12 protein-coding genes are annotated in these 14502 nt (G+C 50.7%); 4 read left to right on the top strand and 8 right to left on the bottom strand.

What is annotated here, in order from left to right; all coding sequences use genetic code 11:
- The 7 genes from dxs to EK22_RS21045 form a co-directional block, all read right to left on the bottom strand.
- Positions 1–1844: 1-deoxy-D-xylulose-5-phosphate synthase (dxs, locus tag EK22_RS21080; RefSeq protein WP_036254137.1), on the bottom strand; the 1844-nt coding region annotated here is incomplete at its 3' end.
- 1 nt (position 1845) lies between these two features.
- Entirely contained in the window at positions 1846–3510 is a 1665-nt protein-coding gene (locus EK22_RS21075) for a copper resistance D family protein (RefSeq protein WP_036254135.1), read from the bottom strand.
- Positions 3511–3512: 2 nt separating this feature from the next.
- Positions 3513–3923 (bottom strand): copper resistance CopC family protein, encoded by a 411-nt coding sequence (locus EK22_RS21070; RefSeq protein ID WP_036254132.1) that lies wholly within the window; start codon positions 3921–3923, stop codon positions 3513–3515.
- Between the two features lie 5 nt (positions 3924–3928).
- Entirely contained in the window at positions 3929–5317 is a 1389-nt protein-coding gene (locus EK22_RS21065) for an aspartate aminotransferase family protein (protein WP_036254130.1), read from the bottom strand.
- Between the two features lie 279 nt (positions 5318–5596).
- A complete protein-coding gene (locus EK22_RS21055; protein ID WP_020160814.1) occupies positions 5597–6307 on the bottom strand; it encodes a phosphorylase family protein in 711 nt (236 codons plus the stop codon).
- On the bottom strand, positions 6304–8259 hold the full coding sequence (gene shc / locus EK22_RS21050; RefSeq protein ID WP_020160815.1) for a squalene--hopene cyclase: 1956 nt from the start codon (positions 8257–8259) through the stop codon (positions 6304–6306). The genes EK22_RS21055 and shc overlap by 4 nt, the downstream gene beginning before the upstream one ends.
- Positions 8260–8270: 11 nt before the next feature.
- Complete coding sequence (locus EK22_RS21045) at positions 8271–9371, bottom strand: phytoene/squalene synthase family protein (RefSeq protein ID WP_036254127.1); 1101 nt, start codon at positions 9369–9371, stop codon at positions 8271–8273.
- Between the two features lie 493 nt (positions 9372–9864).
- On the opposite strand from EK22_RS21045, the gene hpnH reads away from it, so the two are divergent.
- Genes hpnH through EK22_RS21025 form a run of 4 tightly spaced genes read left to right on the top strand, consistent with a single transcriptional unit; the run spans position 9865 to position 13768 of the window.
- The gene (gene hpnH, locus EK22_RS21040; protein WP_027147475.1) at positions 9865–10974 is read left to right on the top strand and encodes an adenosyl-hopene transferase HpnH; all 1110 of its coding nucleotides are present in this window, start codon (positions 9865–9867) and stop codon (positions 10972–10974) included.
- 6 nt (positions 10975–10980) lie between these two features.
- Complete coding sequence (locus EK22_RS21035; protein ID WP_020160818.1) at positions 10981–12108, top strand: glycosyltransferase; 1128 nt, start codon at positions 10981–10983, stop codon at positions 12106–12108.
- Between the two features lie 31 nt (positions 12109–12139).
- Positions 12140–12757 carry an ABC transporter substrate-binding protein gene (locus EK22_RS21030; RefSeq protein WP_020160819.1) on the top strand — a complete coding sequence of 206 codons (618 nt, stop codon included), beginning with the start codon at positions 12140–12142 and terminating at the stop codon, positions 12755–12757.
- Between the two features lie 9 nt (positions 12758–12766).
- A complete protein-coding gene (locus tag EK22_RS21025) occupies positions 12767–13768 on the top strand; it encodes an MlaA family lipoprotein (protein ID WP_036254126.1) in 1002 nt (333 codons plus the stop codon).
- 37 nt (positions 13769–13805) lie between these two features.
- Here the strand turns inward: EK22_RS21025 and EK22_RS21020 are convergent, their stop codons facing one another.
- Positions 13806–14321: an adenine phosphoribosyltransferase gene (locus tag EK22_RS21020; RefSeq protein WP_036254124.1), complete on the bottom strand. Its 516-nt coding sequence runs from the start codon at positions 14319–14321 to the stop codon at positions 13806–13808.
- Between the last annotated feature and the right edge of the window lie 181 nt (positions 14322–14502).

The raw sequence follows: 14502 nt of genomic DNA, 5'->3' as shown, positions 1-14502 counted from the left end.
ATCCGTTCGATCAGGCCCTGGCTGTCGAGGCCGCACAGGCCCAGCAGTTCCTCACGCGTACCCTGCTCGACGAAGCGGTCCGGCAGGCCGATATTGAGTACCGGCATCAGCACCTTTTGCGCCTGCAGGAACTCATTGACGGCGCTGCCGGCGCCGCCGGCCAGCACGTTCTCCTCGGCGGTCACGAACACATCATGGGTTTTGGCCAGTTCCAGCACCAGGTCGGTATCGAAGGGCTTGACAAAGCGCATGTTGACGACCGTGGCGCCGAGGTGCTTGCCGGCTTCCAGTGCCGGCGTCACCAGGCTGCCCCAGGCCAGGATGGCGATGCGGCCGCCCCGGTGCCGGACTTCGGCCTTGCCGATCGGCAGGGTGGTCAGGCCGGGCTGTACCGCCGCGCCCGGCCCCTTGCCGCGCGGATAGCGCACGGCCGCGGGTCCCTCATGGTGATAGCCCGTGGTCAGCATCTGCCGGCATTCGTTCTCGTCGGCCGGCGCCATGACCAGCATGTTCGGCACGCAGCGCAGATAGCTGTAGTCGAAGCTGCCGGCATGGGTCGGGCCGTCCGGGCCGACCAGCCCTGCGCGGTCCAGCGCGAACAGGACGTCGAGATTCTGCAGCGCCACGTCATGGATCAGTTGGTCGTAGGCGCGCTGCAGGAAGGTCGAATAGATCGCCACCACCGGCTTGGCGCCCTGGCAGGCCTGGCCGGCCGCCAAGGTCACGGCATGCTGCTCGGCAATCGCGACGTCGAAATAGCGCTTGGGATAGCATTGGGAAAACTTGACCAGCCCCGAGCCCTCGCGCATGGCCGGGGTAATGCCCAGCAGGCGCTCGTCCTGGCCGGCCATGTCGCACAGCCACTGACCGAACACCTCGGTATAGGTCGGGTAGGGCGACGGCGTCGATTTGGGCAGGCAATCCTTGCTCGGGTCGAAGGCCGGCACGCCGTGATAGGCCAGCGGGTCCTTCTCGGCCGGCGCGTAGCCCTTGCCTTTTTTGGTGACGATATGCAAAAAGCGCGGCCCCGAGATATGCTTGAGGTTCTCCAGGGTCGAGACCAGCATGTCCAGGTCGTGGCCGTCGATCGGGCCGATGTAATTGAAGCCCAGTTCCTCGAACAGCGTGCCCGGCGCGATCATGCCCTTCATGTGCTCCTCGGTCTTGCGCGCCAGTTCCCAGACGCTGGGCATGCGGCTCAGCACTTTCTTGCTTTCCTCGCGCACGGACGAATACAGGCGGCTGGACAGGATCTTGGTCAGGTAATTGTTCATGGCCCCGACCGGCGGCGAGATCGACATTTCGTTGTCGTTCAGGATCACCAGCAGATTGGCGTCCAGGGAACCGGCATGGTTCATGGCCTCGAACGCCATGCCGCCGGTGATGCTGCCGTCGCCGATGATGGCCACCATTTGCTTGTCCTCGCCTTTCAGCTCGGAGGCGATGGCCATCCCTAAGGCGGCACTGATCGAGGTGCTGGAATGGCCGACGCCGAAGGCGTCGTACTCGCTCTCGGCGCGGCTCGGGAAGGCCGACACGCCGCCCTTGGTGCGGATGGTCGGCATGGCTTCCTTGCGGCCGGTCAGGATTTTGTGCGGATAGGCCTGATGGCCGACATCCCAGACCAGCTGATCGGCCGGCGTATCGAAGACATAATGCAGAGCGATGGTCAGCTCGACCGTGCCGAGCCCGGCGGCGAAGTGGCCGCCGGAAATGCTGACCGTGTGGGTCAGGTACTCGCGCAGTTCCTTGGCCAAGGGCTTTAATTGGTCTTTGGCAAGCTTGCGGACGTCGGCCGGCGTGTTGATGTCTTTAAGCAGGGGATATTGATTTAATGTATGCATGTTAATAGAGAGGTTCGCGATAGAACATCAAAATGAGTCCGATCTGAAACAGGGCGGCAACGGAAACGAACCCGGCAATATCCTTGCCTGGTCTGTCCAGTTTTAATTCCAGCCAGCGTCCGCACGCCAGAACCAGTGAGAAAACGCCCATTAAAGTATGACCCACCTGGATAAGAAAAGCGCTTTTGGCCTGGAACCCGATATGCGAATGCGTCAGCAGCATGAGCCCGCCGAAAGCGGCCAGCATGGGGAATACAAAAGGCAATTTGCTATTGGGGTCATGGCTCATCCTGGCGCGTAATTCCATAACGCCCAGTACAAATACCAGTAAGGTCGCAATTCTGTGTTGCAATACTTCGCCGTTATTGAAGGTGCTGTCCCAAAATCCTATCGGACCCAACGGCCAGGATTCGGCGTCGCTGCGGAAAAACAGGAAAACGCCCAAGGCGACGAAACCGAAAGGCCAGTATTTGGCCAGCGGCAGGTATTTATCGAACATTGAAAAAGCGGAGGGCAAGCGCTTTATATAGGAAAGCATTGCCACGAAGCTCATCACGGTCAGGAATATGCCTGAAATATTATGATTGTAGTCAGACCATGCTGTTGCCGCTTCCGAGGGGATCTGGCCTACGATGGCGACACGGCCCGCTTCACCGGCCAGTAAGGCTTCGTGACTCGGCGAGCTGGTGCGGGGAATGCGTGGAGCGAAGGTATTCAGGACTTCCTGCCAGGCAGCCGTCAGATTCGGAATGTCGATAGCCGGCGGCTGTGAAGCGAGACTGGCGGCTGTAAATAACAGAACCACCAGAACCAGGGTTTCCGCTTCAATATAATAAGGCACCCGATTGTTTAGGGCATAGTTATCGCCGGAAGCACCGAATTGCTGGACGGCGCTTCTGTTCAGCCAGGCAAAGCCCAGGGCGAGCGACAACAGTATGATTTTGACCAATAGCAGATTGCCGTAGCCGGTGCCGATAAAACCGTTCCAGGTGTCGATATACTGTAAGGCGATTGGCAGGCCGGTAATTAAAATCATCGCTACCGAGGCCATGCCGTACAAAGAAAAGCGTTTCAGCATGATAGGCCAGAGCTCGGCTGGAACCCGCATATTGCTGCGCAATAACCAGATGTTGACCAATTGGAAAATGCCGCCTATCCAGGCGGCTGCGCCCAGTTGGTGGGCAACGGTCAGCGCCATCAGCGGGACCTGATTGTCAAAGCGCCCGGCAGCATGCACGAGCCAGGCGCCGGAAATGATCATCGGTACCGCTATGTAGCCCGTCGTCATCCAGTGCTGGCGGGAAAAAGGGTTCTTGCTCAGGTACAGGTAGGCGTAGCCGGCCACCAACAGCGTTAATACCATGCGAATCAGGCCGCCGGTAAATTGCGTGGTGTCAGCGAATTCAGGAAACGGCCATCTCCCCAGTATGGCGGCCATCAGCCAGATTTTAAGAACGATCTTGAAAAGCTGAATCAGTGCCAGGGCAAAACCGCCTTTATATAAAAGGGCGATGGTTTTTTCCAATAACGCGTCGGTATATCCGGCATGACTATACCAAGGGCGTAAAACAAAAAGTCCCCAGAATAAACTGCCTATCGCTAATGAGTAACAAATCAGATCGACTCCGCCAACCAGGGAGTCGAGAAAGTCAGCTATGGCTTCCATTATTACAACCTATCAAGATTTGGCGATTGTTCCTGCCCTGCTTGATCTTCTCCTTCCGTGGAGTCGACAACAAAGTGAATGACGTCTTCAGTCAAATGGCCGTCGGCCGCAAAGATTTTAAATCTGAGGGCATAGTTGCCGGGGGCTAGTGGCGGGATTTCCACCACGATGCGGCCGTTCTGCTCACCTTTTGTCGCCTTTAATAATTCATGCCGATCACCTTTGCTCACCAGAAAGATCTGGGACAATCCGAGCTCAACCTGGGAATTGAATGTCAGTTCGACTTTTTCCGCGCGGTTGGCGTGAATAGGCGCGATTTGTAAGGAATTATCCGTTACCACGGCATGAGCGGAAACTGTTTCTAGCTGCAACAGGCTCAGTGTTAACAGGCTTAATTGGAATAATCTTTTCACAGTCGTTATCCTTTTTTGTTTTTCATTGCATGGCTGGCCAGATTTTTGCCTAAATCCCAGATAGACCCAGGTATCTGGTGGGTGTCGGCGATGACCTTGTCAAAAGCCGTAACGATATGGTCGCGGTCTTTTTGGGTCAGGTTTAACGGCGGTAGCAGCTTGACCACGTTCATGCCGTGTCCGGCCACTTGAGTCAGTATGTGGTGTTCCTTGAACAATGGAATGGTGATCATTTGGCAGAACAGGCCTTTGTTGGCCGCTTCCAGCATCGCCCAGGCGGCTTTCAGAGACAGGCTTTTGGGCGAATTGAATTCGATCGCGATCATCATGCCTTTGCCGCGCGCTTCTTTCAGGAATTCATATTTGCCGGCCATGGCGTTCAGGCTGTTGATAATGTCGGTGCCGACTTTGTTGCTGTTTTCGACCAGGTTTTCGGCTTCCATGACATGCAGCGTGGCCAGGCCTGCCGCCATCGCCGCATTGTTTTTGGAGAAAGTCGAGCCGTGCACGACGGCTCTGTCCATGCGGTTAAATACGGTATCCATGATTTTCGATGTCATCGCGACCGCGCCGACCGGAACGAAGCCGCCGGACAAGGCTTTTGCCATGCAGATCATGTCGGGCTTGACGTTCCAGTGATCGATCGCCCAGAACTTGCCGGTTCGTCCCAGACCTGTCTGGACTTCATCGGCAACGAATAACGTGCCGTATTTTTTACACAGGCGCTCGACTTCAGGGAGGTAATTATCGTCGGGAACATTAACGCCCTTGCCTTGAATGGGTTCGATGATAAAGGCGGCCACATCTTTATTGCTTAACGCTTTTTCCAGCGCCTCAAGATCATTGAAGGGGATGGCGCTGCAGCCGGGCAACAGCGGGCCGAAGCCCTCGCGAAAAATTTCTTCGCCGTTCAGCGATAACGAGCCCATGGTCAAGCCGTGGTAGCCGTGCTCGCAATAAACAATTTTTTCGCGTCGGGTGACATAGCGGGCAAATTTGATCGCGGCCTCGACCGATTCAGTGCCTGAGTTGCAGAAAAACATCTTGGTCAGGTTATCGGGCGTGGTCTTCAGAATTTCCCTGGCCAGCAAGCCGCTGAGAACGGAAACATCAAGCTGAACCAGGTTGGGCAGTTCCAGGGTCAGGGTTTCGGTCAAAGCCTTGACCACGGTTGGATGATTGCGGCCGATCGCAAAGACACCAAAACCGCTCAGTAAATCCAGGTACTCGGTGCCATCCTGGTCATACAGGTATTGACCGACAGCTTTTTTGTAATGGCGATCATAACCGATAGTTTTTAAAACCCTGACCATTTGATTGTTCAGGTGCTGCTCGTGCAATTCAAATTTATCGGTACTGTGTTGGGAAAACAGTTCGGCGATGCTAAAAGACATTAAAGACCTCAAAAAATTTAAATTCTTTTGCTGTTTGTGTTCGGGTGAGTGCTAAAAGCAGGCAGTCGCATCAAAGAGCAAATAAGTGTGAAAATGATTACCATGAACGACAGTAACCGGCTCGCGGCCTCTATACCTGCCTGAGCGGCAGAAATTAAGCTAAGAAGGCTGCCCATAACGTCGACTATCTTTGGCAGAGTGGCATGCGGAAAGGCAACAGCGCTGGAGATAGTGATTAAAGAGTCTGCGTTATTCATGAAGGCTTTACCTAATTGTGCCTTAGTAACCAAAGCCGTTAATTATATCAAGCTGTTTGGCAACCAATTTTAATTTATTTTTGGCAGCGTTGAAATGCAGTCCCAGCTTGATCAATCCGGGCAGTTCAAGGGGGTGCAATGTCAGAAATATCAATAGTTTGCCTATAACCACATCGCCTTGGTCATTAAGCGAGTGATCGATGGCTTTGGGCAGGTTCATGTTAACCGGGTCGACAATCGCACGGATTGCCAGGAAAGGCAGGGCGTGTTGCCTGGCGATCTTGGCGACGGCAATGCTTTCCATATCCAGGGCAATGGCGCCGGTTTGGACATGGAGCTGTTTTTTGTCTTTGCTGGACGAGACAATGCGCGAACTTTCGGCCAGGCAGCCGGTATGAACGGTAGTTTGTGCCGATAGAATATTTTTGGCGTGGTTGTGCCAGTCCGAGGCGATGTCAAACCGGACTTTATCCGCATCGATCAGTGAATCGGCCAGGGTAAGGTCTCCGGGTTTCAATGATGCGCCGAGGGCCGCGGCGCATCCCCAGCTGATCAGTCGGGTTACGCCTCTGGAGACTAACAGTTCAGCGGCGGTTTGTGCATATTCAGGGCCGGCGCCTGAATATGCAACCAGAACTTTGTCGGATATAAAAACACAGTGCCCTTTTTCAATGTTTTTTGATGTCAGGGTACCGAGTTCTTCCTCTAAGGCAACAACGATTCCGGTGATCACTGTTTGTTAAGCTCATTGCGGTATCTGGCAAGCGCCCATAACGGGAAAAACTTGTCGTAGCCGTGATATTTCAAATAGAAAACTTTTGGAAAGCCAGGGGCCGTGAAGCATTTGTCGTTCCAGACGCCATCAGCCTGCTGATTGCGCAGTAGAAAATCAATGCCGGCTTTTACTTCGGAACAATGAGCCTCGCCGGCCGCCATTAGGGCCAAAAGCGCCCAAGCCGTCTGGAAGGCTGTGCTGAACCGGTATTTTCCGCTGTATTCAAGGTCGTGATAGCTGTAGTTGTCTTCGCCCCAGCCGCCGTCCTCACGCTGCACGCTTTTTAACCATTTCGCGGCTTTGGTGAACATGGGATCATCTTTAGGCAGGTTAGTTTGCTCAAGTCCCAGCAGTACCGACCAGGTGCCATAGATATAATTGGTGCCCCAGCGTCCAAACCATGATCCGTCTTCTTCCTGTTCATCGCGCAAGTAGTTGATGGCGCGTTCGAGGGCCGGCAGATATTCGTCGTGATCCTTGGCTACACGCGCCATCAGCATGGCGCAGCGTGCGCTGACGTCAGCGGTAGGAGGGTCCAGCAAGGCCCCGTGATCGGCAAAAGGAATCTCATTCAGATAATAATAGGTGTTGTCGGCATCAAAAGCTCCGTAACCGCCATTTTTAGACTGCATGCCGGCTATCCAGCCGGTAGCCCTGTGCACGGATTCGTCCATGTCGGGCAGATCCGATTCGGCCATTCCAAACGCGACTACCGCCGTATCGTCAACATCAGGGTAATGCGGATTGGCAAATTGAAACGCCCAGCCGCCGCCTTTCAAATCGGGTCTTGAAACCCGCCAGTCGCCCGGCTCATCGGATAATTGTTTGCTTTTCAGCCAGTCATAGGCTCGTTTCAGGCTTTCGCGATTGCCGGATTTGTCGGCTTCCACCAAGGCAAGGGCGGTAAGTCCGGTATCCCAAACCGGCGAAACACAGGGCTGACAATAGGCCTCGTGCTCGTGGATAACCAACAGTTTGTCGATGGCTCTACGCGCCGTCACGACCAGTTCATGGTCCTTGGGCATGCCCAGTAGCAGCATGGCTTCATAGGCGTTGACCATGGCAGGGAAAATGGCCCCGAGGCCGTCTTCGCCGTTCAAGCGCTCGATAAACCAGTCTTTGGCTTTTTCGATCGCAAGCGCATGCATTTTTTTAGGGATTAAAGGGCGCGTTTTACGGCCCAGTTTATCCAAGGCCAGAAAAAACTTGTTTAAAGGCGTGCTTTCCTGGAAATAATTTTGTTCTTCATCCGGATGGGTAATGAACAGTTCCAGTATATCGACTTTGTTAGGATTCTTGGCGGTCGCTTTCAACGTGCATAGAATAAACAGCGGTACCATTACGGTTCTGGACCAGTACGAAACTTTATCCAGGTGGAAAGGAAACCAGTTCGGGAACAGCATGATCTCCACCGGGATATAGGGCACACCGCGCCACGGCAATTGTTCGAAGGTCGCCAGGGCGATGCGGGTAAAAACGTTAGCCTTGGCGGCGCCCCCTTGACTCAGAATGAAGTTTCTCAGCTGCACCATGTGTGGCGCATGAATAGAATCGCCGGCCATTTTCAGGGCGTAATAGACTTTTACGCTGCAGCTGATATCGCCGGGGCCGCCTGTGAATAGCGGGTAACTGCCATCCTTGGACTGACGTGATCTTAGGTAATTGGCTATTTTGGCCTGTAACAGTTCGTCGATCTCACCTAAATAATGCATCATCATGATGTATTCAGCCGGAATCGTGCAGTCCGCTTCCAATTCGAATACCCAAAAGCCTTCTTCGTGTTGCAGGCTTAATAATTTTTCTTGAGCCTTGCTGATAGCCTTGTCGAGGTCCAATGCATGAGAATTAATAGCAGTCGATGAACTTTGTGCAGTGCTGATATTTATCGCTGTAATTGCTTCAGTAAACATGGGGTGTGTCCTTAAAGATCTGACTTGGATTTTGAGGATGGCGTTGTATAGGTCCAGTCGGGTGTTTTGAGTTTTCGACCGGCTAAACTGAAAAACAGGGAAAGCATGCTATTGCTGCGTCCGGCTACCTTGGTGGCAAGAATGGTGGCTTTGACACTGTTGCGTGAAATTTTGACTTGGTTGGATTTGTTAAAATCCAGGTTTTGTTTGATTTTTCGCAAGGTCAATACCGCCATGCCGAGTGCCCATAGGCAAAAGTTACGGATGCCGGTTTCATGCGCAGGAATTAATTGTGTATAGATCAGGGCGTTATGCAGGTGGTCATGAGCAATGCTGATCAGATGCTCAAGACCTTTCCTGAAATTTTCATCATTGGTTTCAGGCGTCAGGTTTTTAAGATCAAATCCGGTTTCGGTGAAAATATCCTGCGGCAGCCAGCAGACGCCGCGCTGCGCATCATCCCAGATATCTTTCAGAATGTTGGTCATTTGCAAACCTTGTCCAAAGGAAACCGACAAGATCAGGAGCTGCTCGCGATGTTGGGCAATTTCGGTCGAGTAATGACAGAAGAGTTTAGCCAGCATTTCACCTACACAGCCGGCAACGTAATAGCAATATTTGTCCATATCGGCCAGTGTAGGCAATCCGCCCCGCAGGTCCATGGCCTGATAGATCGGCATGCCTTCAGCCATGGTTTCGACGCAGCAAGCCAGGGCTTCGATTTGAGCGGGGTCGAATTTGTGCGTGATTTCTATGACACGCGGTAATACATGAATCAGAGTGTGTTCAGCCGGAATGGTCTGGTCCGAGAGCAATGGCGCTAGCTCGACGGCAAAGGGCTCGGAGTTGACGCCGGTTTTTACAACGTTGATAAATTCCGAGCAAAAATATTTCTTTTGCTCCGGTGATAAGGAGACTTCATCTTCTATGGTGTCGACGATGCGGCAGAGCAGGTAAGCATTGGCTACCGCACTATAAAGTTTCTCCGGCAGCTGGGGAATGGTTAGCGCAAATGTTCTGGATACACCCTCAAGCAGTAAGGCCTGAAATTCATCATCAGATAATTTGCTGAGTGATTTTGGGTTTTCCAGGGAAATTTGAGTTCCGTTCATGGTTGTTTTTATGTCTACTTACGGTTTTTAGTTTTAAGTGTAGTGCTGAAGGCAATGATAGACTGTTTGTTGGTATTTTGCAAAGCAATGTTGTTTTGTTGCCAATATGCCAGTTAAGAGAGATTTTTGAGGGGTTTATTGAGAATAAAAACAGGGGTTTAAGGTTGTCTGTTGTGTTGATGCAAATTAACTTGGCGATATACTGCGTAAAGACGGACAGGCATAATTTATCGTAAAAACTGGAGTCGGTCATTAAAAGATAGTATTCTAGCGCCCCAATGGATAAGCGCTTGTATTATTTGTGTTATATGGCAAAGCGAGTTAATTCGTTGATCTTAATGACGCTTAAGTAATGAAGTTGTATTTTCAGTGAATATTGTTTTGTTGTTTTGTTGCAACGCGTTTATTATTCGTTTAAGAATGTGGTTTCAGGATGACCTGTAAAAAAAGGGGTTGTCGTCAGTTTATTGAAATATTTTTGGAGGGTTTACCCGTGGGAGTTCCTTTACGTCAACAGTTGGCTGTAGGCAGTTATCTGATCAAGCAAAAGTTGAAAGGAGTTAAGCGATATCCTTTGGTTCTTATGCTGGAGCCTTTGTTTCGCTGCAATTTAGCCTGTGCGGGCTGCGGTAAAATTGATTATCCTGACGATATTCTGAACAAGCGTCTTTCAGTTGAGGAATGCTTACAGGCGGTGGATGAGTGTGATGCGCCAATGGTATCGATACCGGGCGGTGAGCCTCTGATACATAAGGAGATGCCGCAGATTGTTGAGGGCATTATTGCGCGCAAGAAGTTTGTTTACTTGTGTACGAACGCTCTCTTACTGAAGAAGAGAATCAACGATTATAAGCCTTCGCCTTACCTGACTTTTTCCATTCACCTTGATGGCATGCGAGAGCGTCATGATGCCTCGGTGTGTCAGAAAGGCGTTTTTGATCAAGCTGTTGAGGCTATAAAGCTGGCGTTGGGGAAAGGTTTCAGGGTTACGATAAACTGTACTTTGTTCCAAGGCGAAACACCGGAAGAAGTGGCCGAGTTTCTTGATTATGCAATGGAATTGGGAGTGGAAGGCATTACCATCGCACCAGGTTTCAGCTATGAGCGGGCGCCGCAACAGGACGTATTTATCAAGGGCAGGGATGTGAAGGAACTGTTCCGCGGTATTTTTAAAATCGGCAAAAAACGCAATTGGAAGCTGAATCATTCCTCGTTGTATCTGGATTTTCTGGCCGGCAATCAAAGTTATAACTGCACGCCCTGGGGTAATCCGACGCGCAACGTGTTTGGTTGGCAAAAACCCTGCTATCTATTAGCCGATGAAGGTAACGCGGCAAGCTTCCAGGAGTTGCTTGATAGTACGCCATGGGATAAGTATGGCACGGTCAATAATCCCAAATGCGCCAGTTGTATGGCTCACTGCGGTTATGAGGCTACTGCCGTCGAAGACATGTTGAAAAATCCGTTGAAAGCCTTGTTGACCTCTGTTCGCGGTCCGAAAACCGAAGGTGTCATGGTGCCCGAGCCTGTGCCGGATTATGTGCGCGAGAAACCTGCGCCGACAATTTCCGGTATCCCTGTCAGAATTGAAATAATCGAATAAATTGTAATGATTGACGCAGGTTTGTATTTGTCCATTGTGGCGGTAGCAATCTGGTTGATTGTTTTGCTGCTGCCTTGGCGACCGTGGAGTGTCAGAGAGGCGCTGGAAGCGGACTCGTCTGATTATGAACAAACTGACCTCAGTGACATTACCGTGGTCATACCGGCGCGTAATGAGGAAGAGTTTATCGGCAAGACGTTGGAGGCTCTGTCGCATCAGGGGCGTGGGCTTAACGTCATCGTCGTGGACGATGAGTCAACTGATGGAACGCTCGCTATTATCCGTCAGAGCAATCTGCAAGCTTTGAAGGTTGTCCGGTCAGGCTCGTTGCCGGCTGGATGGACAGGCAAATTGTGGGCTCAGGAGCAAGGACTCAAGCAGGTCGGGACGCCTTATACTTTATTGCTTGATGCGGATATAGTATTGCGTCCCGGTATGATCAAAAGTCTCAAGAACAAGCAGGCGGCGGAAAGTGTTAGCTTTGTGTCTCTGATGGCGGTATTGCGGTTTGAATCGTTCTGGGAAAAGCTGTTGATGCCTGCGTTTGTGTTCTTTTTTAAGATGATTTATCCGTTTGCCCTGGCTAACAGGCCTGATAGCAAAATGGCCACGGCGGCGGGCGGCTGCATTTTTGTGGAAACAGATGTATTGCGTCGAATAGGCGGTATGGCTTCTATTAAAGATGCGCTTATCGATGATTGCACATTGGCAAAAACAGTAAAATCCGCCGGGTACAAAATCTGGATGGGATTGACACATGGCGTATTGAGTCAACGCCCCTATAGGTCGCTGCGTGACATATGGGATATGGTGGCGCGCACGGCCTATACGCAGCTTTATTACTCGGTGACATTGTTGCTGATTTGCACAATGAGTATGCTGGCTATGTACTGGCTCCCTGCATTCGGCTTATTTTATTTTCAAGGCGGATCGGTTCTATTAAGCTTTCTGGCAATCTTGCTGATGGTGCTGATATACAGTCCGGTATTGCGATTTTACGCATTTAATCCGGCCTGGGGTTTTATTTTGCCGTTGATCGCCAGTCTTTACTTGTTGATGACCTGGACTTCTGCGATACGTTACTGGAAAGGAGAGCGTTCTAGATGGAAAGGACGTGTTTATCAAAAGATATAAATATGCTTTATAATTACGAGGTTTTTTGATTATGGTTTTAAAAAGTATAAAGTTAGCATGGGTCTTGATGTGGTGTTTCTTTATATCGGCAACGGCTTATGCTCAGGAAGAAGGCGCGGCTACGGCAAGACAGGTAGTGGAAAAATTCCAGGCGGAACTGATCGACGTTATGAAAAACGGCAAGCAATTAGGCTATGCCGGCAGGTACGATAAACTTAAGGATCCGATTTCCAATAGCCATGATTTGACAAAGATTGCTCGGATTGTGGTCGGTAAGGAATGGGAAAAGCTATCCGAAGCTCAACAGCAAGAACTCGTTGATGTGTTTAGCCGTCTGAGTATTGCTTCTTATGCCCATAATTTTAAAGATTACTCAGGAGAGTCATTTGTATTCGATTCGGAAGAGGAAACCACTAGAGGCGGAGTCGTTGTGCATTCCCATCTAGTGATACCCGGCGAAAAAGATGTGAAGTTCGACTATATGCTGAAGGAAAAAGGCGATAGCTGGCGCATTATTAATATAATAGCTAATGGCGTCAGTGATTTGGCTTTAAAACGATCAGAGTACACTGCTATTTTACAGCGTGAAGGATTCGACGCCTTAATAGCCAAAATCAACGAAAAAATTGATAATTATTCAAAACAGTAGGTTTTATTAATGAACAAGCCCAACGGTAATCGGAACGGTAAAATCAAACAGACTTTGTCAGGTATGCTTATCGGAGTCGCTGTTACTCTGAGCGGTTGTGCAAGCACCGGTGGTGTTGAACAGCAAGTGGAAATGAGTCCGGTTGATCCTTATGAAGGTTTCAATAGAAAAATGTACGCTTTTAATGATACCGTTGATGACTATGTCGCCAAACCTATTTCAGATGCGTATAAGTTCATAACGCCGCAGTTCGTGCAAACGGGCGTGTTCAATTTTTTCAATAATTTGAAAAACATTAATGTCGCTCTGAATGATGTATTACAGGCTAAATTCCAACAAAGTGCTGAAGACTCCGGACGGTTTTTGATTAACTCGACTGTAGGTTTGGCTGGGCTGTTTGATGTTGCCAGGCAGTTTGGGCTGGAGCAGAATGAGGAAGATTTCGAGCAGACACTGGCTGTCTGGGGTGTGCCTCAAGGCTCTTATCTGGTATTGCCTTTCCTGGGTCCTTCTACGGCGCGTGGCATTCCCGGGTCGATATTTGACACAGCGGCCAACCCGGTCACTTATGTAGGCGCACCGGTGCAATTGGTTGCCATGCTCAATGCGCGGGCTAACGCCGAGGGTGCCTTGAAATTCATTGATGAAGCGGCGCTGGATCCTTATGTATTTACGCGCGAGTCTTTTTTGCAGTGGCGTAAAAGCCTGGCATTGGATGGCAAAATCGATCCATCTGACGATTTGTTCGAGATGGATGAGGACTTGTTGCTTGAAGAGAGTGAAAATGAGGCCTCCGATCAGGAGACGGCTATTTCCGGAGATATGGCTGCCGAACAGGATGAGGCCGGCAATACTACTAATCCAAGAGCCTTTAATTTGACTTTAAGCGCCGATACAAAAGAATTTGAGCAAGTCTCTGATTCATTTAGTAGCACTGCTCAATCATTTGACTCGACAGCCAGGTCTTTCGAAGAGGCAAGCAATAAAATAGATCGGCTGACGATCAAATGATCTCCAATGGGGCTACAGGGATGTGGCTCCAAAAGCTCTAAAAGCGCAATAAAGAATGGACTTCGTAACCGTTAAGTTTTTCTCTTCCCGTTAGAAAGTCCAGTTCCACTACAAACGCGCAAGCTACGACTTCAGCTCCGAGTTTTTCAATCAGTTCACAGCTGGCCTTTGCGGTTCCCCCCGTAGCCAATAAATCATCAATCAATAATACGCGATCGTTTGGCTCAAAGGCATCAATATGCGCCTCAAGCGTAGCCGAACCATACTCCAGATCATAAGATACACTTTGTACGTCATAAGGCAGCTTGCCTGGTTTTCTTAAAGGCACAAATGGAAGTCCCAACTCCCAGGCGACGAGTGAGCCAAAAATAAAACCCCGCGCTTCCATGCCGGCAACTGCCGTGATATCCCTGCCCAGAAAAGGGTGGAGCAACTGGTGGACGGTCAAGCGTAGCGAGGCCGGGTCTTTTACCAGCGGTGTTATATCCTTGAAGATGATGCCTGATTTTGGGAAGTCGGGAATATCACGGATTTTGTTTTTAAGTCTGTCCATTGTTTTATTATTCTGTATTTTTGTAATCAGTAGGGGTGAGAATAAAGGCTGCCGGCTGTCCTGCACTCTAAGCGCAGAACTGTTCGATCCGTTCGATCAGGCCCTGGCTGTCGAGGCCGCACAGGCCCAGCAGTTCCTCACGCGTACCCTGCTCGACGAAGCGGTCCGGCAGGCCGATATT

Source organism: Methylobacter sp. BBA5.1 (assembly GCF_000746145.1).
In the GTDB taxonomy this organism is placed as follows: domain Bacteria; phylum Pseudomonadota; class Gammaproteobacteria; order Methylococcales; family Methylomonadaceae; genus Methylobacter; species Methylobacter marinus.
Note: the sequence above shows the minus strand (reverse complement) of the source record. Positions and strands in the feature narration are given on the sequence as shown.